The organism is Nocardioides marinisabuli (genome assembly GCF_013466785.1).
GTDB lineage: Bacteria > Actinomycetota > Actinomycetes > Propionibacteriales > Nocardioidaceae > Nocardioides > Nocardioides marinisabuli.
This window is the reverse complement of the sequence record NZ_CP059163.1, coordinates 2172538-2195030: the sequence shown is the minus strand read 5'-3', so window position 1 is coordinate 2195030 and position 22493 is coordinate 2172538. Positions and strand designations below refer to the sequence as shown.

General features: G+C 66.8%; 20 protein-coding genes and 1 pseudogene. 8 read left to right on the top strand and 13 right to left on the bottom strand.

Going from position 1 to position 22493, the window contains the following annotated elements:
* Nucleotides 1-45: 45 nt before the first annotated feature.
* From H0S66_RS10485 to rfbA, 6 genes are all read right to left on the bottom strand, one after another.
* On the bottom strand, nt 46-975 hold the full coding sequence (locus tag H0S66_RS10485) for a DMT family transporter (RefSeq protein WP_179615340.1): 930 nt from the start codon (nt 973-975) through the stop codon (nt 46-48).
* A complete protein-coding gene (locus H0S66_RS10480) occupies nt 972-2150 on the bottom strand; it encodes an ABC transporter ATP-binding protein (RefSeq protein WP_179615339.1) in 1179 nt (392 codons plus the stop codon). Before H0S66_RS10480 ends, H0S66_RS10485 begins: the two co-directional genes overlap by 4 nt.
* Nucleotides 2147-2962: an ABC transporter permease gene (locus H0S66_RS10475; protein WP_179615338.1), complete on the bottom strand. Its 816-nt coding sequence runs from the start codon at nt 2960-2962 to the stop codon at nt 2147-2149. Before H0S66_RS10475 ends, H0S66_RS10480 begins: the two co-directional genes overlap by 4 nt.
* Before the next feature lies 1 nt (nt 2963).
* Nucleotides 2964-3791, bottom strand: coding sequence for an ABC transporter permease (locus tag H0S66_RS10470; protein WP_218876284.1), 828 nt, complete (start codon nt 3789-3791; stop codon nt 2964-2966).
* Nucleotides 3792-4223: 432 nt separating this feature from the next.
* Entirely contained in the window at nt 4224-4820 is a 597-nt protein-coding gene (locus H0S66_RS10465; protein WP_258016857.1) for a class III extradiol ring-cleavage dioxygenase family protein, read from the bottom strand.
* Between the two features lie 67 nt (nt 4821-4887).
* The gene (gene rfbA / locus H0S66_RS10460) at nt 4888-5754 is read right to left on the bottom strand and encodes a glucose-1-phosphate thymidylyltransferase RfbA (protein ID WP_179615335.1); all 867 of its coding nucleotides are present in this window, start codon (nt 5752-5754) and stop codon (nt 4888-4890) included.
* Between the two features lie 43 nt (nt 5755-5797).
* Here rfbA and rfbB point away from each other — a divergent pair, with 43 nt between their 5' ends.
* A complete protein-coding gene (rfbB, locus tag H0S66_RS10455; RefSeq protein ID WP_179615334.1) occupies nt 5798-6796 on the top strand; it encodes a dTDP-glucose 4,6-dehydratase in 999 nt (332 codons plus the stop codon).
* A 3-nt stretch (nt 6797-6799) separates the two neighbouring features.
* Complete coding sequence (locus tag H0S66_RS10450) at nt 6800-8230, top strand: sugar nucleotide-binding protein (protein ID WP_179615333.1); 1431 nt, start codon at nt 6800-6802, stop codon at nt 8228-8230.
* Here the strand turns inward: H0S66_RS10450 and H0S66_RS10445 are convergent.
* From H0S66_RS10445 to H0S66_RS10425, 5 genes are all read right to left on the bottom strand, one after another.
* Nucleotides 8220-8807 carry a rhomboid family intramembrane serine protease gene (locus H0S66_RS10445; RefSeq protein WP_179615332.1) on the bottom strand — a complete coding sequence of 196 codons (588 nt, stop codon included), beginning with the start codon at nt 8805-8807 and terminating at the stop codon, nt 8220-8222. The two genes, H0S66_RS10450 and H0S66_RS10445, sit on opposite strands and share 11 nt — an antisense overlap.
* A gap of 120 nt (nt 8808-8927) precedes the next feature.
* Nucleotides 8928-11228, bottom strand: coding sequence for a reprolysin-like metallopeptidase (locus H0S66_RS10440; protein WP_180923569.1), 2301 nt, complete (start codon nt 11226-11228; stop codon nt 8928-8930).
* Entirely contained in the window at nt 11210-11545 is a 336-nt protein-coding gene (locus tag H0S66_RS10435) for a hypothetical protein (protein WP_180923566.1), read from the bottom strand. The genes H0S66_RS10440 and H0S66_RS10435 overlap by 19 nt, the downstream gene beginning before the upstream one ends.
* A 70-nt stretch (nt 11546-11615) precedes the next feature.
* Nucleotides 11616-12305 (bottom strand): dihydrofolate reductase family protein, encoded by a 690-nt coding sequence (locus tag H0S66_RS10430; RefSeq protein ID WP_179615330.1) that lies wholly within the window; start codon nt 12303-12305, stop codon nt 11616-11618.
* Between the two features lie 72 nt (nt 12306-12377).
* Entirely contained in the window at nt 12378-13148 is a 771-nt protein-coding gene (locus tag H0S66_RS10425; RefSeq protein WP_179615329.1) for an enoyl-CoA hydratase-related protein, read from the bottom strand.
* 184 nt (nt 13149-13332) lie between these two features.
* On the opposite strand from H0S66_RS10425, the gene H0S66_RS10420 reads away from it, so the two are divergent.
* From H0S66_RS10420 to H0S66_RS10410, 3 genes are all read left to right on the top strand, one after another.
* Nucleotides 13333-14799, top strand: coding sequence for a sugar transferase (locus tag H0S66_RS10420; RefSeq protein ID WP_179615328.1), 1467 nt, complete (start codon nt 13333-13335; stop codon nt 14797-14799).
* A gap of 291 nt (nt 14800-15090) precedes the next feature.
* The gene (locus tag H0S66_RS10415; protein ID WP_179615327.1) at nt 15091-16167 is read left to right on the top strand and encodes a glycosyltransferase; all 1077 of its coding nucleotides are present in this window, start codon (nt 15091-15093) and stop codon (nt 16165-16167) included.
* Nucleotides 16168-16586: 419 nt separating this feature from the next.
* Entirely contained in the window at nt 16587-16901 is a 315-nt protein-coding gene (locus H0S66_RS10410; protein WP_179615326.1) for a hypothetical protein, read from the top strand.
* 152 nt (nt 16902-17053) lie between these two features.
* On the opposite strand, the pseudogene H0S66_RS20465 reads toward H0S66_RS10410, so the two are convergent.
* A pseudogene (locus H0S66_RS20465) lies at nt 17054-17470 on the bottom strand (IS3-like element ISPfr13 family transposase); the annotation flags it as partial.
* Between the two features lie 280 nt (nt 17471-17750).
* Between H0S66_RS20465 and H0S66_RS10405 the strand changes: the two are divergent.
* From H0S66_RS10405 to H0S66_RS10395, 3 genes are all read left to right on the top strand, one after another.
* Nucleotides 17751-18044, top strand: coding sequence for a hypothetical protein (locus H0S66_RS10405; protein ID WP_179615325.1), 294 nt, complete (start codon nt 17751-17753; stop codon nt 18042-18044).
* 451 nt (nt 18045-18495) lie between these two features.
* On the top strand, nt 18496-18819 hold the full coding sequence (locus H0S66_RS10400; RefSeq protein WP_179615324.1) for a DDE-type integrase/transposase/recombinase: 324 nt from the start codon (nt 18496-18498) through the stop codon (nt 18817-18819).
* A 37-nt stretch (nt 18820-18856) separates the two neighbouring features.
* A protein-coding gene (locus tag H0S66_RS10395) for an IS3 family transposase (RefSeq protein ID WP_258016856.1) occupies nt 18857-20046 on the top strand; the annotation gives its coding sequence in 2 pieces (ribosomal slippage) (nt 18857-19135 and nt 19138-20046; 1188 coding nt in all).
* Between the two features lie 270 nt (nt 20047-20316).
* Here the strand turns inward: H0S66_RS10395 and H0S66_RS10390 are convergent.
* Nucleotides 20317-21231, bottom strand: coding sequence for a hypothetical protein (locus tag H0S66_RS10390; protein WP_179615323.1), 915 nt, complete (start codon nt 21229-21231; stop codon nt 20317-20319).
* Nucleotides 21232-22493: the final 1262 nt, after the last annotated feature.

Here is a 22493-nt window from a genome sequence, read left to right as displayed (position 1 = left end):
GGTGAGGGGTGGGACGAGAAAGAGCAGAGAGGGCGGGCTGCGGGCTCAGGCGTGCACCGGCCGGTCGGTCAGGGCCGGGCGCGCCCCCGAGACGGCCCGCACCGCGGCGACCAGCACGAGCGCGGCTCCGGCGACCTGCCACCAGCCCAGCCGCTCCCCCAGCACGACGACGCCGGCCAGGGCCGTGATCGCGGGCTGCAGGGTGTCGAAGATCGAGAGCCGCACCGCTCCCAGCGAGGAGAGCGCGACCAGGAAGCAGGTGACCGCGACCGGCAGCAGCACCAGCCCGTGCAGCAGCAGCCACCCGGTGCCCGCGAGAAGCGGGAAGGGGCCGGGCGGCCACACCGCCAGCAGGGCCACGGAGATGACCGTCGCCCCGGTGAGCACCCAGGCGCTGGAGGCCAGCGGACCGACCCTCGAGGAGGGGCCGCTGGTGCTCAGGATGTAGACGGCGTAGGCCACCGCCGACCCCAGCGCCATCAGCACGCCCAGCGGGTCCATCGAGCTCGGCGCCCCGGTGCCGACGACCAGGGTGATCCCCAGCATCGACAGCGCGAGCGAGACCAGCTGACGCGCGCCCAGCCGCTCCAGCCCGACCCCGACGGCCCCCAGGGCCACCAGCGCTGGGTAGGCGTAGGCCAGCACCCCCGCCACCGACACGTCGAGCCGGGTCAGCGAGGCGAAGTAGAGCACCATCTGCGCGCAGTACGCCGACCCGCCCACCAGCGCCAGGCGACGTCGGTCGCCCGGCCGGGGGGTCCACCTGCGCGAGCCGGGGCGCCGCAGCCGTCGTGCCAGCAGCACCACCACGCCCAGCGCCAGCACGGTCCGCCCGGCGTAGATCGCCGGCAGCGGGACCCCGTCGCTCACCGCCAGCGCGATCCCGACCGGGATCAGGGCGTAGACCAGCACCGAGAGCGAGGCCAGCGCGACGCCGCGGCGCTCCAGCGTGCGCTCGGGGGTCAGCAGCGTCATCGGGCACGGCCGGCTCCCTGCGCCTGGTCCGTCGCGGGGGCCGGGATCAGCCAGGCGTCGCGGGGCTCCCAGCAGATCGAGATCGACTCGGCGGGGCGCAGCCGGCCGGCCAGCTCGGCGGGCACCCGGGCGACGACGTGGCGGCCCGAGGCGGTCCGCGCGTCGACGCGGGTGGCCGAGCCGAGGTAGGTGACGGTCTCGACGGTGGCGGCCACGACGTCCTTGCCGGAGCCCGGCTGGTCGCCGGCGGCGCAGACCTGCAGCTTCTCGGGGCGCACCAGCAGGGCGCCGTCCTGCCCGGCGCGGCCGTGGCCGGCCGCGGCGCGCAGGTCGCCGTCGGCGGTGCGCACGCGGCAGTCGCCGGCCTGCTGGACCAGCGTGCCCTCGAAGAGGTTGGACTCGCCGATGAAGTCGGCGGCGTACGCCGTGCGCGGACGCTCGTAGATCTCCTCGACCGAGCCGAGCTGCTCGATGCGCCCGCCGTGGACCAGGGCGATGCGGTCGGACATCGCCAGCGCCTCCTCCTGGTCGTGGGTGACGAAGACGAAGGTGATGCCGAGCTCGGCGTGGATGCGCTTGAGCTCGATCTGCAGCTGCTCGCGCAGCCGCTTGTCGAGGGCGGCCAGCGGCTCGTCCATCAGCAGGATCTGGGGGCGGAAGACGATGGCGCGGGCCAGGGCGACGCGCTGGCGCTGGCCGCCGGAGAGCGCGGCGGGGCGGCGGCGGCCGAGGCCGCCGAGCTCGACGACCTCGAGGGCCTCGCCGACGCGCTGGGTGATCTCGCGCTTGGGCACCTTGCGCTGCTTGAGCGAGAAGGCGATGTTGTCGGCGACGCTCATGTGCGGGAAGAGCGCGTAGTTCTGGAAGACCATGCCGATGTCGCGCTTGTGCGGCGGCACACCGTTGAGCGCTCGGCCGTTGACCTCGACGACGCCGGAGGTGGGGTCGTCGAAGCCGGCGATGAGCGAGAGCATCGTGGACTTGCCCGAGCCGCTGGCGCCGAGCAGTGTCATGAATTCGCCCGAGGCGATGTCGAGGTCGACGTGGTCGAGGGCCACGACGTCGCCGAAGTGCCGGCTGACTCCGCGCAGCGAGATGGACGCCCCGGCGCTGGTGGGGCCGCCGGCCGCCGACCCGGTCGTGGTGTCGGGGTCGAGGGTGGTCTGGGAGCTCATGCGGTCACCTTTCGCGAGCGGCGCTCGACGATCTGCTTGGACAGGGCACGGCCGGTGTAGCCGGCGAGGAGGACGAGGGTGCTGGTGAGCACCAGCACGGTGGCGACCGCGGCGATGGTGGGCTCGATGGAGACCCGCACGCCCGACCACATCCGCAGCGGGAGGGTCTCGAAGCCGACGCCGCCGAGGAAGATCGCGACCACCACCTCGTCGAAGGAGATGATGAAGCTGAAGAAGGCGCCGGTGATCATGCCCGGCACCAGGGCCGGCAGGGTCACGCTGCGGAAGACGGTCGCTGGGGTGGCGCCCAGCGTGGCCGCGGCCTTCTCGATGCCCTCGTCGAGGCTGCCGAGCAACGGCAGCACCGACATCACGACGTAGGGGATGGCCAGCACGGTGTGGGCGAGCACGAAGCCGAGCAGCGTCGAGGTGAGCCCCCAGCGCAGGAAGACGGCGTACAGCGCGATGCCGAGGACGACGTAGGGGACCGCGAGCGGGGCCCGCACCAGCAGGGCGACGGCGGCGGTGCCGCGCAAGCGGCTGCGGTGCAGCCCCAGGGCCGCGGCGGTGCCGAGCACGGTGGCGCACACGGCGGTCAGCAGGGCGACCTTGACGCTGTTGAAGAAGGCCTGCAGCCACGACGGGTCGTCGAGGAGCTCCTGGTACCACCGCAGCGACAGCCCGTCGGGCGGGAAGCTGAGGCTGCGCCCGGAGGTCAGGGACATCGGGATGACCACGAGGCTGGGCAGCATGAGGTAGGCGGCGGTCAGCGCGACCATCAGTCCCAGGGCGATGCGTCCGAGGCGTGTCATCTCAGCTCTCCGTCGTGGGGTCCATGACGCCGCGCGTGAACCGCGCGACGACACCGAGCAGGGTCAGGGTCATCACCAGCAGGGCCACCGCGAGCGCCGAGCCGACCCCCCAGTTGAGGACCCCGGAGATCTGCTGCACGATCAGCTCGCCGATCACCAGGGTGGAGCCGCTGCCGAGCAGGGCGGGGGTGACGTAGAAGCCGAGGGCAAGCAGGAAGACCAGAGTGGCGCCGGAGATCAGGCCGGGCAGCGAGAGCGGCACGAATACCTTCCAGAAGGCGCGGCGCGGCGGGGCGCCGAGCGACTCGGCAGCGGTCATCAGGCTGAGGTCGATCTTGCGCATTTGGGCGTACATCGGCAGCACGTAGTAGGGCAGCAGGATGTGGACCATGCCGATCACGACACCGGGCATGGTGCGAATCAGCGAGACGGGCGAGTCGACGACGCCGGCGCTGATGAGCGCCTCGTTGACCAGGCCGGTGTCCTGCAGCAGCAGGATCCAGGCGAAGGTGCGCACGAGCAGGCTGGTCCAGAAGGGCACCACCACGCAGAGCAGCAGCAGCATCCGCAGCCCGTCGCCGACCTTGACCATCAGGTAGGCGTAGGGGTATCCGAGCAGCACGCAGAAGACGGTGGTCAGGCCGGCCATCTGCAGCGTGTTGACCAGAACCGTGCGGTAGGTCGGGTTGGTCAGGACCGCGGTGAAGTTGGCCAGGCCCGGCTCGGGCAGCGTCACGCTGCGCCACACGATGGTGGCCATCGGCAGCACGAAGACCACCAGCAGCATCGCCACCGTCGGCAGCGCGACCAGCGCCCACCGGTCCGGCACCCGACGAACGACCCGTCGGGGGGCTGCAGTTGCGACCGCCTGGGCCATCGAGCCTCCTTCGTGACGTGATCCCCATCTCGTGATGGCGGTCACTTTGACTGACGCGTCAATTAACACTTGTGGCGCGCCCCGCGTCAATGACTTGTCCAAACTTTTAACTGACGCGTCAGTCAAGGGTGTGGCAGAGGTCTTTCTGTCGGGATGTTCCCGCGTGGCTGGGCAGGCCAGGCCGGCGCCTCGACGCGCAGGAGTTGTCCGCCTCAGGCAGCGGCGGCATCGGCTGACGCCGGGCTGCGGTGGCCCTGTCGACGGCGGTGCCGCGTGCACCGACGCTCGGCCTGCTCCGCCTTGCGTGGGTCGCAGAACAGCCCGATCAGCTCCTCGAGCGTCGCTTCCTCAGGGCTTCGTGACCGACGTCGCTGCCGCGCAGCCCTAGGGTCGGTCTGCGCTCCAGCGCATCACCCAGTACTGCACCCCGAACGGGTCGTCGGCGTAGTCGACCTCGGCCGTGAGGCCGGGCGGGAGGACCTTCCCGAGGTCGGCGAGCCCATCGATGTTGCAAACCATCAGCTCTCGTGCCAGTGCACGGTCGATCCCCCGCAGCGCTTCGACATCGCCGCAGCGAAGCGCCTTCTCGACGTCGGCGTCGAACCCCTGCGCCCGCTCGTCCAGGTGCCCCGGCGCCTTCTCCGACCGACGAGCCGACCCGTTGGCGACGACAAGAACGTTCGTCCCGCCCACGGAGGTTGAGGAGGTTGCGCTAACAACCGTCTCGAAACCACCGCTCCGTTGGTCGAGCAGCCAGGAGCCCCGGCGACGAGCGTCGTAGAGACCCGATGACACACCCAGCGCCTCAGCCACCCGCATCCCCTGCGCGTCAGCAACGACCTGGACATCGGGGCCCAGCCATTGCACTGCAGCCTGAGCAGCAGCCCGCAGCTCCGCTACCGGGTCGACCCGCCCGGCGTACGCCGGCAGCAACGCCAGCACGCCCGGCACCAGCGCGACCTTGACCCCAGGGCTCACCACGCCAGCGACTCTAGCCAGCGCGCACTAGCGCCGAGATCGATGCCCGTACGCAGGGCAGGGTCGTCGCCTACTTCTCTTCGAGGATGCGGAGGAGGTAGCTTCCGTACCCGCTCTTGACCAGCGGCGCCGCTCGGGCAACGAGCTCCTCATCAGTCAGGAAGCCAGCCCGCCACGCGACCTCTTCCGGTGCACCGATCTTCGTGTCCTGCCGGTGCTCGAGGGTGCGCACGAAGTTGCTGGCGTCGTTGAGCGAGTCGAAGGTGCCGGTGTCCAACCAGGCGGTGCCCCGCGGCAGCACCTCGACCTGGAGGCGTCCCTGCTCGAGGTAGATGCGGTTGAGGTCGGTGATCTCGAGCTCGCCGCGGTCAGAAGGCTTGAGGTCGCGGGCGTAGTCGACGACGTCGGGGCTGTAGAAGTACAGCCCGGGGACGGCGTAGTGGCTGCGCGGGTGCGTCGGCTTCTCCTCGAGCGAGATGGCGCGCTTCCGTTCGTCGAACTCGACGACACCGTAGGCAGTGGGGTCCGCCACCCTGTAGCCGAAGACAGCTGCGCCGTCGAGGTCGGCGAACCGGCTGAGCCGGTGGCCCATCCCCGGGCCGTAGAAGATGTTGTCGCCGAGCACCAGCCCTACCGGCTCGTCGCCCACGTGGTCGGCACCGATGGTGAAAGCCTGGGCGAGCCCGTCGGGGCTGGGCTGCACGGCGTAGGTCAGGTTGATGCCGAACTGGCTGCCGTCGCCCAGCAGCCGCGTGAAGAGCTCAGCCTCGTGAGGGGTGGTGATGATGAGGATGTCGCGGATGCCGGCCAGCATCAGCGTAGAGAGCGGGTAGTAGATCATCGGCTTGTCGTAGACCGGCACGAGCTGCTTGCTCATGCCGAGCGTGATCGGGTGGAGGCGAGAACCGGTCCCACCGGCCAGGATGATGCCGCGCATGGCGTTTACCCTAGGGCAACCTCAGATCTCTAGGCTGCGCCCCATGGATCGCATCCTCGTCACCGGCGGCGCCGGCTTCATCGGCTCGAACTTCGTGCACCACCTGGTGGAGCACACCGACGCCCGCGTGACCGTCCTCGACAAGCTCACCTACGCGGCCACTCGCGAGTCCCTCGACGGACTCCCGGAGGATCGGGTCGACCTCGTCGTGGGCGACATCCTCAACACCGACCTCGTGAACAGGCTCGTGGGGGAGCATGACGCGGTGGTGCACTACGCGGCCGAGTCGCACAACGACAACTCCCTGAGCGACCCCTCGCCGTTCGTGCAGACCAACATCGTCGGCACCTACACGATCCTCGAGGCGGTGCGACGGGCCGGCACGCGGCTGCACCACATCTCCACCGATGAGGTCTACGGCGACCTCGAGCTCGACGACCCCGAGCGGTTCACCGAGGAGACGCCGTACAACCCCAGCAGCCCCTACAGCGCCACGAAGGCCGGCTCCGACCTGCTCGTGCGCGCGTGGGTACGCAGCTTCGGCGTCCGGGCCACGATCTCCAACTGCTCCAACAACTACGGCCCCTGGCAGCACGTCGAGAAGTTCATCCCCCGCCAGATCACCAACGTCATCACCGGCCAGCGCCCCAAGCTCTACGGCGCGGGCCTCAACGTCCGCGACTGGATCCACGCCGACGACCACTCCTCGGCTGTGTGGACGATCCTCAACGAGGGACAGATCGGCGAGACCTACCTGATCGGCGCCGACGGGGAGAAAAACAACCTCGACGTGGTCGAGTTGATCCTGCGCCACTTCGGTCGCCCCGCCGACGACTTCGACCACGTCACCGACCGGGCCGGGCACGACCTGCGCTACGCCATCGACTCCACGCGGCTGCGCGACGAGCTGGGCTGGCAGCCCCGGTTCGCCGACTTCGAGGCCGGGCTGACCAAGACCATCGAGTGGTACGTCGACCACGAGAGCTGGTGGCGCCCCCACAAGGACGGCGTCGAGGCGACGTACGCCGCGAAGGGGCAGTGACCCATGGTTGACTCCCCCGCCGCCCTGAGCGTCGAGGCCACTGCGATCCCTGGGTTGCTCGTGGTCCGGATGCCGGTGCACGAGGACTCGCGTGGCTGGTTCAAGGAGAACTGGCAGCGCGAGAAGATGGTGGCAGCCGGCCTGCCCGACTTCGGCCCCGTGCAGAACAACATGTCCTACAACGCCCACCGCGGCGCCACCCGCGGCATCCACACCGAGCCGTGGGACAAGCTGGTCTCCATCGCCGCCGGGCGTGTCTTCGCCGCCTGGGTCGATATGCGGGAGGGGCCCACGTTCGGCGCGACCGTGCACCTCGAGCTCGACCCCGCGGTGGCGGTGTTCGTGCCCCGGGGCGTCGGCAACAGCTACCAGGCGCTCGAGGACGACACCGTCTACAGCTACCTGGTCAACGCCCACTGGCGACCGGGCATCCGCTACCCCGCCCTCGACCTGGGCGACCCGACGGCTGCCATCCCCTGGCCGATCAGCCTCGACGAAGCTGAGGTCTCCGACAAGGACCGTGCCAACCCCACCCTCGACGCCGTCGAGCCGGTAGGGCCGCTCAAGACGCTGATCATCGGAGCCACCGGACAGCTCGGACGCGCGCTGGCTGCCGAGTTCCCCCAGGCCGACCTGGCCGGTCGTCGCGCCGACGAGGCCAGCGGAGTCCTGGCCCTCGACCTCACCGACGACGCGGCACTGGCAGCCTGGCCGTGGTCGGACTACGGGCTGGTCGTCAACGCCGCCGCCTATACCGCCGTCGACGACGCCGAGACCCCCGATGGCCGACGCTCCGCCTGGGCAGCCAACGCCCGTGGACCGGCGACCCTGGCCGCACTGTCGGCCGAGCACGGGTTCACGCTGGTGCACTACTCCTCGGAGTACGTCTTCGACGGCTCGCGCGTCCATGACGAGTCCGAGCCCTTCAGCCCGTTGGGGGTCTACGGCCAGAGCAAGGCTGCGGGCGACCTGGCCGTGGCGACCGCGAACCGCCACTACCTCCTGCGCACCTCGTGGGTCGTGGGCGAGGGACGCAACTTCGTCCGCACCATGCTCGACCTCGCCGGACGAAAGGTGAGCCCGTCCGTGGTCGACGACCAGGTGGGTCGTCTGACCTTCGCCGCCGAGCTCGCGCGGGCGACCAGGCACCTGGTCGACACCGGTGCCTCGTATGGCACCTACAACGTCTCCAACGGTGGAGCCGCGACGTCATGGGCCGACGTCGCCGGCCGGATCTTCGAGCTGGCCGGCCGGTCTGCGAGCGATGTGACGCCGATCAGCACCGCGGACTACATGCAGGGCAAGCAGGCGGCGCCCCGCCCGGCCACCAGCGTCCTCGACCTGACCAAGCTGGAGTCGACGGGCTTCGAGCCGGTGGAGGCCGACGTCGCCTTGGTCGACTACTGCCGCGCGGCACTGCAGATCAGCGAGTAGCCACCCGACTCGGCGCCAGCAGTCTCGCTGCCAGCACCCCTCCGAGGGCCCCGAAGAGGTGCCCCTGCCAGGAGATCCCAGGCTGCCCGGGCAGCACGCCCCACAGGATCGACCCGTACATCAGGAACAGCACCAGCCCGACCACGATCTGCCCCGCGCTGCGGGCGAAGAAGCCGCGCACGACCAGGTAGGTCAGCCACCCGAAGACCAGCCCGGAGGCGCCGATGTGGCTGGTGCCGGAGCCGGCGACGAGCCAGGTGCCCAGCCCGGCGACCGCCCAGATGACGGCGGTGGCGAGCAGGCCGCGCGAGACACTCCCGACGAGCACGAGGAAGAACAGGAGCAGCGCGAGCCCGGAGTTGCTGATCAGGTGGCCCCAGCTGCCGTGCAGCAGCGGCGCCAGCAGCACCCCGACCAGGCCCTCGTCGGTGCGCGGCCGGATGCCGTTGTCGTCGAGCGTGGCGCCGGGGGTGAGCTGGTCGCCGATCTCGAGGACCCACAACAGCGCCACGAAGCCGAGCGAGACCGCGGCGGCGATGGGCCAGGTCGAGGTGCGGGTCGGGGTCGAGGTGCTCACTCCCCCAGCCTAGGCAGGCCAGCCCACCGTTGGTCGAGCAACGAGGAGCGCCAGCGACGAGTGTCGTCGAGACCCAGCGAGCAAGGCACCCACCTCACCCTCGGAGCCCCGACGAGGCACCTACTCGATCGAAAAGGCCTGGTCGTTGACGTCGTAGAAGATGTTGCCGCGGGCCTCGATCTTGAACCACGCCTTCTCGGCGGTCACGTCCGGAATCTTGACCCGCACGGCGCCGTCGTTGGCGGTCTTGCGTTCGACGTTGCTCCAGGTCTCGCCGTTGTCGGTCGAGAGCTTGATGCGCACCTTCTTGGCCAGCGACTTGGTCCGGTTGACGTCCCAGGCGATCCGGACCTTCTTGCCGCCCTTGATGGTCTCGCCGTCGTCGAAGTTCTTGACCAGGAACGGTCCGGCCTTCTTCTTCAGCCGCAGCTTGACGTCGTCGTACGACGACCCACCGCCCTCGGTGAAGCCGTCGCGGGCGGTGAGCCGGAAGACCAGCTTGCGGCCGCGGTCGGAGCCGGTGCCCTGGTAATCGCGGGTAGGCAGGAACTCCGAGAAGCAGTCGAGCTCGTCGTCGGTGAGGATCGGCTCGCCGGCGGTCTCCTCGGCCTCGGTGTCGATCCTCGGTGTGGGGCAGGTGCCGGTCTTGGCGTTGGTGACGCCGCGCAGCACCTGCGCCAGGTCGGGGAAGCTGCGCGTGGCGCTGGAGCCGGCGCTGTTCTGGCCGGGCGAGGGGCTGAGCAGGGCCGCCTCGTCGGTGACGACCGCATTGTCGCTGAAGACCCGGAAGAGCGGGCCGAAGCGCTTCCGGTTGTTGGTCAGCGCGGTGCCCAGGCCGGTGTTGTTCTGCTCCCACAGGTAGGTCAGGTCCTGATCGGCGTCGGCGTCGGTCGCCGAGCCCTTCAGCTCGAAGGGGGTCTGGGTGGGGATGACCCGGTTCTTGCCGGCGTCGACGACCGGCTTGTGGTTGGCCGTCACCGCGACCTGGTCGCCGCGGTTGGAGGCCGGGCCGCCCTTGGCGGTCTCACCGACGAAGCCGGTCACGTCACCGGCGCCGGTGACGGCGAGCGAGGTGTAGTTCTTGCGCGTGCCGGTGCCGCCGCCGAAGGGGTCGAGCTCGTCGTTGAAGATCACCTGGAAGCCGGCGTCGCTGGGCACGCCGGGGTTGGCGATGGCCTGGGAGAAGTCGCTGTAGGCGTCGTAGCCCCAGCGCGCGATCCGCACATTGACGCCGGTGACCTCCTCGACCGCGGCCTCGACGCCGGGACGGTTGTAGTTCTCGCCCCGGGTCAGGGTGCGGGTCTCGTCACCGAAGCTGATGTCGAAGGAGTCGCCGGGGCTGTCGAAGCCGCGTAGCGAGACCGTCTGCACCTCGTAGGCCGAGCGCACCCGCTCGGTCACGAACGAGGTGACCTCAGCAACGGTGAGCTGGGAGAAGTAGGGGTCGGTGTGCGGCTGCAGGTCGTCGGTGCCGCAGATGCCGGCGTAGGCCATCACCGAGGAGCCCGAGCCGGGCTCGACGGAGGCGTCGGCGATATTGCCGCCGCAGGCGCCCTTGGTGCCGTTGAAGGTGTGGTTGCCGGCGAACTGGTGGCCGATCTCGTGGGCCACGTAGTCGATGGCGAAGAAGTCGCCGCGCGGCTCGGGCAGGCCGGTGCAGCCGCCCGAGGAGTAGTCCTGGCCGACGACGCCGAGGTAGGCGACGCCGCCGCCGTTGACGCCGAGCACCAGGTGACCGAGGTCGTAGGCGTCGGCGCCCACGACCTGGCCAAGCACGGTGCGCATCCGCCCGAGCGCGCCGGGGCTGCAGTACTCCAGCATCCCGGGCTCGTAGTCGTCGCTCTCCGGGTCGCCGACCGGCGGGTCGAAGCAGGGGGCCGCACCGCAGGGCCCGTCGGGGCCCTGGGCCTTGGCCTCGGTGTCGAAGTTGAGGTCCTCGGAGTCGTTGATCAGGACCATCCGGATGCCGAGGTCGTCGTTGTAGACCTGGTTGACCCGGGTCATCAGCGTGACCTTCTCGGCCATCACGTTCTCGGTGCCGAAGTACGCCGCGTACGACGGGTCGTTGCCGATCGCGATCCGGTAGGTGCGTCGGGTGACCGGCTCCCCGGCCTCGTCGTCGGCGGCGCGGGTGGCGACGCGGGCGCTGATGTCGCGCGGCTCCTCCTGCTCGAGCAGGTCGGGCACCGGCGTGGTGGCGTCCTTGGTGTAGTAGCTGACGTGCTCGGTGGTGCCGCGCCCGTCGTACGCCGGGTCGACGAGGTAGTCGCCGCCGGGCCCGCGCACCGAGGCGTGCAGTCCGAGCGGGGTGATGTCGAGGGCGACGCTGCGCCCGGGGGTGTCCAGCGACTGCCCGGCGTAGGTGCGCAGCTCGGGGTGGGCGGCGGCCAGCTCGGGCTCCATCACCGTGGTGCGGTGCACCGAGAACCGCTCGGTGTCGCCGTCGGGGGTGGGCAGCTCGAAGACCTCGCCGCGCTTGGCGACGCGCTGCGGCGCCCGGCCAGGGCGCGGCGGGCGGCGCCGAGGTCGACCCGCACGGCGGCGAAGTCGGAGGCCTCGACCCGCACCCGGTCACCGTCGGGCTCGAAGCCCGGCAGCGTGGTGAAGATGTCGTCGGCGTCGGACGCGGCGCGCAGGGTGATCGGCGCGGCAGCGGCGGAGCCGGTGATGGACAGGGCGGGCAGCAAGCCGGCGGCCATCGCGGTGGCGGCCAGCACGGCCAGGCGGGAGCGAGTCATCGTGTCCGTCTCGTCGTGGGTGGTCGGCTCCCCCGAGATCCGAGAGCGAGCCGGTCGCCAGTCTGCGTGATTAGTTCTTGACGCGCCAGCGACCGAGCAGCGTGCCGTGGTCCTCGAGCAGCAGGGTCAGGTCGAGCTCGGTCTGGATCGGCGCGCCCTCGGTGATCCGGCCGTTGATGCCGCCCACGAGCTGCGGCACGGTGGTGGCGGTCAGCTCGTCGACGCAGCCCTGGAAGACCAGGTCGCGCAGCAGGTGGGGGCCGCCCTCGCAGAGCTGGTTGACCCAGCCCCGCTCGGCGAGCTCCTTCTTGAGCAGCGGCAGGTCGACGCGGTGCGAGCCGAGCGTGAGCACGTGCTCCTCGCCGAGGATCTCGCGGGCGGAGTCGACGCCGTCGGAGCGCGAGCAGGTGGCCAGGTAGACCGACCCGGCGGGCGCGTCGCGCAGCGACTCGGGCACCTGGGCCTTGCGGCTGACCAGCACGATCGGCCGGTCGGTGGGCCCGTAGCGCTCGGCCTTAGCGGTGCCGGCGCCGACGACGATCACGTCAGCGAGCGCGCGCAGGGTGTGGAAGACCCGGCCGTCGGCGTCGTTGTTGATGGAGCCGGAGTCACCGGCGGCACCGGTGGCGCTGCCGTCGACGGTGCTGACCATGTTGCAGCGCATCCACGGCTTGGCGGCGCTGGCCTCCGAGGCGTAGAGCGTCGTCAGGTCGTCGTCGCTGACCTCGTCGTTGGGTGTCGCACCGAACAGCACTCGCATGGGCCTACTCCATCCCCCAGGACTCCGCGCCAACCGGTCGCGTCGACGCGCACCTACTGTCTCAGGCTCGTCTCAGCGTCCGAACGCGGGCCTCTCCTTGGCCAGGAACGCCCGCACCCCCTCGGCGAAGTCGGGGCCGGTGTAGACCTCGCGCAGCAGGTCGGTGTCCCCGGCTGGCGAGGCCTCGAGCCGCTGGGCGCGATCGAGCAGCTGGCCTTTGGTGGCCCGCAGCGTGACCGGTGAGGCGGCGCGCAGCCCGTCGAGGATCGTGGCCAGCTCGGCGTCGAGGTCCTCGGTGACGCTCATCAGCGCCCCGACGGCGTACGCCCGGTCGGCGCTGACCAGCCGGGAGGCCAGCAGCATCTCGCGGGTGATGGGCTCACCGAAGACGGTGGCGCAGCGGTAGACGATCGAGGCAGCCAGGGCGTTGCCGAGGGTGCGGGCGATCGGGTAGCCGAAGCGGGAGCCAGCGGTGGCGATCCGCAGGTCGCAGTGCGTGGCCACGGCCAGTCCCCCGCCCACGCAGACGCCGTCGATGGCGGCGATGGTGACCTGGGGCAGGGAGAAGAGCGACTCGAGCAGTTCGCGAATCCAGTCCTCGTAGGCGACCGGGTCCTGCTCGAGGAAGTCGGAGATCTCGTTGCCGGCCGCGAACGCCCGTCCCCCGGCGCCGCGCAGGACCAGCGCCCGCACGTCGGGGGTCTGGCGCAGCTCGGCGCAGAGGTCCTTGAGCGCGCCATACATGTCGCGGGTGAAGGCGTTGTGCCGCTGCGGCCGGTCGAAGGTCACCTCCACCACGCCGTCACCTCGGGTCACCAGCAGGTCGGGGGTCTCCTCGCTCACGGCGGTGAGCGTACGGCGCCGCCGCTGCGACTAGGTCGCGCGTCCCACCCGACGAGCCGGTCCAGAGCGGTGAGGCAATTTACAGCGGGTTCATCTCCGCGATATGCACCTGAGCCGTTCGAAGCGTAAAGTCGGCGCGTCTCCGGCGCTCAGCCGTCGTTCTACAGCACCATGGGGAGTTGACGTGACCACCACGTCCGAGCACACGCAGTCAGTCTCATCCGCGACGCCCGCGACCCCCAGCCGGATGCTGCGTTACCTGCCGACCTCGGCGCTCATCATCGACGTTGTCCTGATGACCGTGGTGGGCTTGGTTGCCATCGTTGGGCGCCGCTACCTCGACGTCTTTGCGTCCTCCGCATCGGTAGAGCAGCAACTAGTCATCGCCGGTCCCCTGATGATCACCGGCTGGATCGTGACCCTTATGATCCTTGGCTCGTACCACCATGACGTGTTCGGCGCCGGCACCGATGAGTACCGGCGCGTGCTGAACGCCAGCCTACTGGCGGCTGGGGCCACGGGCGTGGGATCGTACTTGTTGAAGTTCGACCTATCTCGAGGATTCTTCGTCCTTGCCTACGGCCTCGGCATTCCCGCCCTTTTTCTGGGACGCTTCCTGCTTCGTCGAGCGCTCCACACAGCTCGACGTCGTGGACTGCTCCGCCAAAGAGTTCTAATAGCAGGCACTCGGTCCCATATCGACGAGGTCGCAGGCGTCTTGGGTCGAGAGCTTTGGCTAGGCTATGAGGTCATCGGAGCACTCACTCCCGAGTACGACCTCAGCGAGGAGACGGCGACCGGTCTTCCTGTCCTCGGAAACGCCAACGAGGCCACCTCATTGGTCAAGCATCACCGCGCGGATGCACTCTTTTTCGCCGGTGGCGCCGTAGGCTCTTCGGCTCAGTTCCGTAAGGTCGTGTGGGACCTCGAACAGGACCAGGTCCAAGTAGTCATCGCGCCCAGCGTCACCGACATCTCGAACGAGCGGATCACGATCCGGCCCGTCGGCGGCCTTCCGCTCATGCACATCGAGCCACCAACCTGGAGCGACGCCTCCCGATGGGGTAAGCGCACTTTCGACCTTATCGGTTCAGCCGCTTTGATCTGCGCCTTCGCACCCCTATTTCTGTTGATAGCGTTGCAGATAAGACTCTACGACCGCGGCCCAATCTTCTTTCGTCACAACCGCGTGGGTCGCAATGGCGATGAGTTCGCATGCTTCAAGTTCCGCACTATGGTGCAGAACGCCGAATCGCTAGTCGCAGATCTACAAGAAGAGAACGGCGCGTCAGCGCTGCTTTTCAAGATGAAGGACGACCCGCGCATCACTCCACCCGGTCGGTGGATGCGCCGACTTTCGGTGGACGAACTTCCGCAATTGTTCAACGTCTTCTTGGGACAGATGAGCCTAGTCGGGCCTCGTCCGCAGGTCGCACGTGAAGTGGCGCTGTACGACGACTCGATGAGTCGCAGACTGCACGTACGTCCCGGCATGACTGGCCTATGGCAGGTCTCTGGTCGCAACGACCTGACGGTCGCGGAAGCAATGCGCCTCGACCTCTACTATGTTGACAACTGGTCGATGCTCCAAGATCTTTCCATTTTAGGTCGAACCGTTGGGGCTGTGCTCAGCAGTCGAGGAGCCTACTGAGTACGGGCGTCCAGTCAGCGTTCGGCGCACGCAAGCGCTCTGCCATTCAAGTGACGAAGAGACAACCCGGACCCGCACAACAGCGATGTCGCTGCAGGACGGTCGGCCAACAGTAGGCGCCAGGACTGCGAGGCGTTGTCAAAGTGGCAATTCTTTGAGCGGCGCGACAACCGAGCCCTCAGCAGGCCACTTTACCGGCGCAGGCGCGGCTATCTACCTCGATGGACCGCCGCTCGCCAGTTTCCGATCAGCAACTTGTAAGTTTGACCCTCACATGAGAGTAGCACCGTTTTGCACACCGCAATTGCACACGAGTGGATATCGGCGCGCGCTGGAAGCGAAAAGGTATTCGAGGCCCTTGCCGACATCTACCCCCAGGCCGACTTGTACTCATTGACACACACGCCTGGAGTTCCTCTCGAGACTCAAGGTCGGCCTATAGAGACTAGCTTTATCGACAGAGTTGATTTTCTTCGAGACAATCGAAATTTCAGTTTGCCCCTAATGCCGTTAGCTTGGCGCATGCTGGGCAAGCATAACCAATACGATCGCGTCCTCACCTCGAGCCACGCCTGCGTCAAGGGATTCCGGCCTGGCAGAAGCGCACTACACTTCTGCTACGTGCACGCACCGATGCGGTATGTCTGGAATCCTGAAATTGACGCGCGGGCATCTTCGCCCTTTCTTCGACCTGCACGTGCGGCACTCAAAAGTTGGGATCTTCAGTCGACTCGATGGGTTGACTCTTTCGCCGCCAACTCAAGCACAGTCGCCGCTCGAATCGCCCAGATATACGACAGAGAAGCCGTAGTCATCCCGCCCCCCGTTGACGTAGACTTCTTCGCGAAGGACTTAGGCGCTGCCCAGCGTGAAGGACTGGTTGCGGTTGGCCGACTCATCCCCTACAAGGGCTTTGATCTGGCCATTCGGATAGCGCATAGCCTCAACGAGCAATTGACCATCGTGGGTCGCGGACCGATGCAAACGAATTTGCGGAGCTTGGCTGCTGAACTAGGCGCCAACGTAACCTTCTATCCACGGGCTAGCGATACGGAGTTACGGCACCTTTTTCGGGCGTCGCGGTTACTTCTTTTTCCAACCGTGGAGGACTTCGGCATAATCCCGGTCGAGGCCCAGGCCGCCGGAACGCCGGTAGTTGGGCCCGCCCAAGGTGGCTTGCTCGACACCGTCATTCAGGGTAAAACCGGCGTACTGTCGTCTTCACTGTCGTTAGATGACATGGTAGACGCGACAAGGACCGCACTAGACCATGCATGGGAGCAAGAAGCCTGCCTGGCCAATGCTCGCACTTTTTCACGAGACGCTTTCAGTGCAAGGGTTCAGGACTGGGTGTCGTCTATAGGGTGAAAAGTCGAGCCGCATTTCGTCGGTAACTTAGTCAACCCTAAGGCGCCCCAGGTTTGATGTCGCCCTGTTTGAGTCCCGAAGGACAGGCACCATGCCGAAGAAGAACAACCAGGAGGTGAAGGCCAGGGCTGTACGTCTGATCAACGAACAGCAGGGCGAGTGCCCTCGCTGAATTGCCGGCGGCGGTGGTAGCCAAACATGTGAGGGTCGGCAAGGGGTCGGTGCGCCGCTGGGTGCTCCACGCCCAGATCTGACGGCGGTCAACGCGCTGGCGCGAACAGCGGGGAGCGGGCTGGGAGCGAGGCGCTGCAGGCCGGGAATCGTCGGCTGCTCGAGGACGTCGATATCTTCGGCCCGCAGCCACTTTGTTCGCCGGGAGTTCGACCCCCGCCACCGCTGATCATTTCATTCTCGACACCATGAGAGCCGAGGGCTACGGGGTCGAGTCGATCTGCCGGGTCCTGCGTGAGCAGGGCTGGCAGATCGCCGCGCGGACCTTCCGCAGTTGGAAACGACCCGGACGTCACGTCGCGGCCCGGACCGTCTCGGATGTCCACGACGTGGACGCGGTGCGCGGCACCGCTTGGTCCACTAAGGACGACACCGACGACGTCGTGGCGCGCAAGCTGACACCGCAGGGGTCCTACGGGCGCCGGAAGATGACCGCCTACCTGCGCCGCACCACGGGAGCCGACGCCTCAGCGGGCAGCGTGGACCGGGCGCTCGCACCCTGAGCCTGCCGGGGGTGCGGCGCGACAAGGGCGTCCGGACCATGATCCCGGCCAAGGACGGCACACGGGCCGGGGACCTGCTCGAGCACTTTGAGCGCCGCGGCACCGAACCGCACTTGGGTCACCGATCTGCAATGCCGATGTCGGCATTGAGAGTCCATGACCCAGGTCCGGTTCGGGGCGACGGCGGTGAAGTCGCGATCCAGCAGGTCACCGGCACGGCTGTCGTCCTTGCCGGGGATGGTGGCCCGGATGCCTTTCGAGCGCTGAACCCCTTACAGGGCAAGGGACAGCATGGCCCGATCTACCGCCCCCAGCGATCCACCGGAGCTACGTCGCCGCACTGTCGCGGTCATCTTCCGGCGCCCGTAGAGACCCTCGGGCGTCATCAGACGCACCCCTTGGTGGTCGACCTGCCACACGATGTCGCGCACGAGGTCGATGACCGTGGCGTCGCTGAGGGTGCGCGCAGGCACCTGTCGGTTGGCTCGCGTCCATTCTCGGTAGGACCTCGCGGCGATCTGGCGGCCCTGCTCGCGCAGGACTCGGCAGATCGACTCGACCGTGTGGCCCTAGTTGAGTCCCCGATAGTGGTGTAGCGCGGTAGCCGAGATCGTCACCGGCGTGTGCTCCAGACGCAGACGCGGCCACCGCGTGATCCTTCGAGTCAACCTTCTACCGAATCCTCGAGGACCACCACGATGACCGCTCCCCACATTGTCGACCCTGCACGTCTGCTGGGCGAAGCCCTCGCCAAAGCTTCTCCCGATCTGATGCGCGAGCGGGACTGCTGCACGGATAGGTGACATCTGATCTGTGGTGCCGAGAGGTACCGCTGGAAGGATGTGCACCGTGCCCAAGTCCTATCCCAAGGAGTTCCGCGACGACATCGTTCGCGTGGCGAGGGACCGCGAGCCGGGTGTCCACCTCAAGCAGATCGCTGCCGACTTCGGCAACAGCGAGTCCTGCCACACCAGCTGGCTCATGAGCGCCGATGTCGAGGACGGCATCAAGCCCGGGACCACCGCAGCAGAGAACGCAGAGCTTCGTGAAGCGAAGAAGCGGATCAGGTTGCTCGGGCAGGAGAACGAGGTCCTGCGCCGTGCTGCGGCTTACCTCTCGCAGGCGAACCCACCGGGAAAATGATGTACCCGCTCGTCCGCGAGCTGGCCGCTGACGGGGTTCCCGTCACGGTGACGTGCCGGGTACTCAGGATCGCCCGCCAGCCCTACTACCGCTGGCTGGCGTGCCCGGTCACCGACGCCGAACTGGTCGAGGCCTACCGAGCCAACGCGCTGTTCGACGCCCACGGCAAGGACCCCGAGTTCGGGTACCGGTTCCTCATCGACGAGGCAGCCGAGGCCGGTGAGGCCATGGCCGAGCGGACGGCATGGCGCATCTGCTCGACCAACGGCTGGTGGAGCGCCTTCGGCAAAACCCAAGAAAGGCAAGGCTGGCAAACCCGGCCCGCCGGTCCACGACGACCTGTGCGCTGTCGTCGACAAGCACCGTGTGACCCGCCACGTCTTCATAGCCGAGGAGCCCAACCAGTTGTGGGTAGGCGACATCACCGAGCACTGGACCCACAACGCTCTACATGTGCGCCTTCAAGGACGTCTACTCCAATAAGATCGTGGGCTACTACATCGACTCCAGGATGAAGTCGCGCCTGGCAGTCGCAGCACTCAACAACGCCGTCGCCAGGCGCGGCGAGGTCGCCGGCTGCATCGTCCACACCGACAGAGGATCGCAATTTCGAAGCCGGAAACTCGTTTACGCCCTAACCCACCACGGCATGGTCGGCTCGATGGGCCGAGTAGGTGCCGCAGGCGACAACGCCGCCATGGAGAGCTTTTCGCGCTACTACAGAAAACGTCCTGAACCGCCGTTCGGGTCTGCCCCTAGTTCGGTTGACACCTGACCTCTGAGGTTTCTTCCTCAGGCGGAAGGATGTCCCCGTGGCAAAGCGCTATCCCAAGGAGTTCCGCGACGACGTCGTGGCCGTGGCCCGTCAGGGTCAGTCCTCGTTGAAGCAGATCGCGAAGGACTTCGGGATCTCCGAAGGCTCGTTGGCGAACTGGATGAAGCAGGCCGACATCGAGGACGGACGCCGTCCCGGCCTGACCGATGCTGATCGCGACGAGCTGCGTGAGCTGAAGAAGCGCAACCGGCTCCTCGAGCAGGAGAACGAGGTCCTGCGACGCGCAGCGGCCTATCTGTCCCAGGCCAACCTCCCGGGAAAATAGTCTTCCCGCTCGTCCGAGAGATGGCCGCGGCCGGTGCCCCGATCAGGGTGCCGGTCGCGGTGGCGTTGCGGGTCCTGGGGTTGTCCAGGCAGGGGTACTACAAGTGGTTGGCCGACCCGGTGTCCCAGCGGGACTGGGACGACGCCCACCTGCTCGACGTCATCCTCGAGGTCCACGAAGACGACGCCACGTTGGGCTACCGACTCATCACCGATGAGCTCGCCGACGAGCACGGCATTACTGTCGGGGAGAACCGCGTGCACCGGCTGTGCAAGTCCGCAGGGATCTACGCCAGCCACCACAAGAAGCGCAGCAAGGCCGGTACGACAGGTCCACCACCACACGACGACCTCCTCGCGGTCGTCGATGAGCACGGGGTGGTGCGTCACGAGTTCATCGCCGATGGTCCGAACAAGGTCTGGCTCTGGGACATCTCGGAGCATCGGACCAGGGAAGGCAAGCTCTACATCTGCGCGATCAAGGACGTGTGGTCGAACAAGATCGTCGGCTACTCCATCGACACCAGGATGAAGTCCTCGATCGCACGCTCGGCGATGCGCAACGCGATCGCGCTCCGCTCCCCGTCCGGCACGATCTGCCACAGCGACAGGGGCGGTCAGTTCAGGGCCAAGGCCACCCAGCGGCTGCTGGCCAATAACGGCCTGCTCGGCTCCATGGGCCGTTCTTACGGCGCCGGGGACAACGCCAGCATGGAGAGCTTCTTCTCCCTGCTGCAAAAGAACGTCTTGAACACCCGACGCTGGGAGACCCGCGAGGAACTACGGCTGGCGATGGTCACCTGGATCGAGACCAAGTACAACCGCCGACGCCGTCAACGCGGTCTCGGGAAGCTCACCCCGGTCGAGTTTGAGATGATCTACGCGGCCGCACTCGCGGCCTGATTACTGCAAACCCCGTGTGTCAACCAGAGCGGGGGCAGACCCTTCTTGGACCACACCCGAAGACCTCCGGATCGCCATCGTGACCTGGATCGAACGCACCTACCACCGGCGCCGCCGACAGCCCGGTCTCGGACGATTGACCCCGTCGAGTACGAAACCATCATGACCACCAAAGCCGTCCAGGCTGCCTAACCCGACCTGTCACCTGATCGTGCTGCAGTCCCGGGTGTGGCGCGAGAGCGCTCCGTCCTGTTCCAACCCTGCAACTACCTAGCGAAGACGCGAAAGCGACAATTTTATGCTCTTGGGCACGCGATCGCGCAACCAATGCGGCACAAGATGAACATAGCCAGGTGGCACATTCCCCCGGCCACCTTCAAACGGCGCCACAGCCGACGAAGCATCATTCTGTCCGAGCCTGCGTGTCAGACCTTCAGAAATGCGCCTAGAAGGCCGCATACTCCGCATAGCGTGCTCCGTTGTCGATCGTGTCACGGATTGCGCACTTCCATAGATCTCTTCGTACCTACGGCGCAGCGAGTCCAGTTCATCCCAAACGGCGGGGCCATCGTTCTTAGGGTCAGTTAATCGCTGTAGAGCAACCCATGATTCAGCCAGCACGATACCGATCTCGTTAGCGAGATCCAGCCGCGACTTGGACCCATCCATGCGCCGCAGCCCCGCATCCAAGAAGGCTTCGACCGACGCGACTTGAGTTTCTGAGGGGCGGTTGAGTCCCTCATCACCCAGCACGGTTCCAATTCGTCTACCCACACGCCGCCAGTCAGTCAGCAGTTCGGAGTACTCTACGAAGATGCGACTTACCCCTCGGCCGTCCAGAGGACGTGTTTGCAACTCCGTATTAAGAAGCATGTTGATCCAAGCAGCTGCGAGGTGGTTGTAACCTGCCGCCTGATCGCCTTGATAGTAGGTGTGCTTGCTGGCTAGAACTTCATGCGGAGGACGGAGCATGATGATAACGCTTAGGTCCGCCTTTACCTGACCCGCCACTTTGATCCAGACGTCCAAAAACCAACTTAAACGCGGGTCCTTGATTACCAATTTCTCGTGCAATTCTAAATTACGTGAAATCCAGCGGGCCAGGGAAGACGTCCTGCGGACCGCGCGCGAGCCACTTAAAGCAGTGCTCCTCCATGCCTCAGGACGCGCGTCAGAAACGCCCACGGAAGCCTTATGAAGCAAAGCATTGTGAAATCTGACGATTCGCCGAGACTCCCCAAAGCCCTTGGGATTAGTCGGGTTTGACACGAGCTCAGCACCAGGTACGTACCAACCGAAGGCTTTAAGAAAGCCGACCATGGTACTGGTGCCGCTCCTACCGGAACCCGCAACAAGAAGTAGCCGAGGCGATGACTGGTCAGCCGGGGCGCAGTTTCCGCCGACAAGAGAGTTCATGACGCTCCTAAACACGTACAATCAGTACAACGGCCGCGGCGAATCTATCGCCGCGCAGGCAAGCCATCCTCGCAATGGGATGAACGCAGAGGGATGGCATCACCACACAAACTTTCGCAGAACCACGCGCAAGACCAACAACCACGTACCTGCTGTCACTATCGCAGCAACCATCAATCCCGCGGCCAGTCCGGCGAGCCCTGCCGTAGTTGCTCCTGTGGCGACCGCCCCTATTACTGCCACCGCAGAGCCCAAACGAGCCACTAACCCGCTGGCACCCGCCATGAGCGATCGCAACATGACGAATACCGTGGCCGCGATGCCAGCACCCACCGCGCCGGCCGCGGAGCCCGGCAGAAGGACTCGAGCTTCCACCGCCGAGTCACCCAATGCCAACTGCAGAAGGCTCATCGGAAGAAAAAGGACGAGCAATCCCCACAGTGCGCAGACGGCCACAGTGACAGCGAACAGGACGCGGGCGCCCCTAATCCACGCAGCCCGTCCACGACCCCGTAGTCGGACGAATTCCGGCACCGCCGCAACTCGGGCGCCATTAAGAAATAAACTTAATGGACTGATCAGTAGTTGCGCACTCCTGAGCGCTGCAGTCCCCGACAGGCCCAATATAGCTCCGGCGGTCAAGAGCAGAATTGGTCCATGCGCCTGCGCAGCCAGACCATCCAGCAGATAGAACTGTGAGCGTCGCATCGTCGATTTCATAAATGCCCGGCTAACAGACCAACTTGGTAGCGCATGGCGTGCGAAGCCCTGCACAAACACGAACAGCATTCCCGCCGAAGCACCCGGGATTGCCCAGATCAGGAAAATTGACGTTGCCGTCAAGGGGACATTTCCCAGCCTACAGGCGGCATATCCGACTACCAGGAGCATCAGCCAGGTGCCATTGCTGGCAACTGCTAAGACCGGCCGAGCGTTGGCGTAGGCGATATACCTGAGCAAGTCTTGAAGCACCAAGAGTGGAAGTAGGGGCAGTAGCCAAAGCCACAAAGGCCACAGGTCAACCAAAAAGT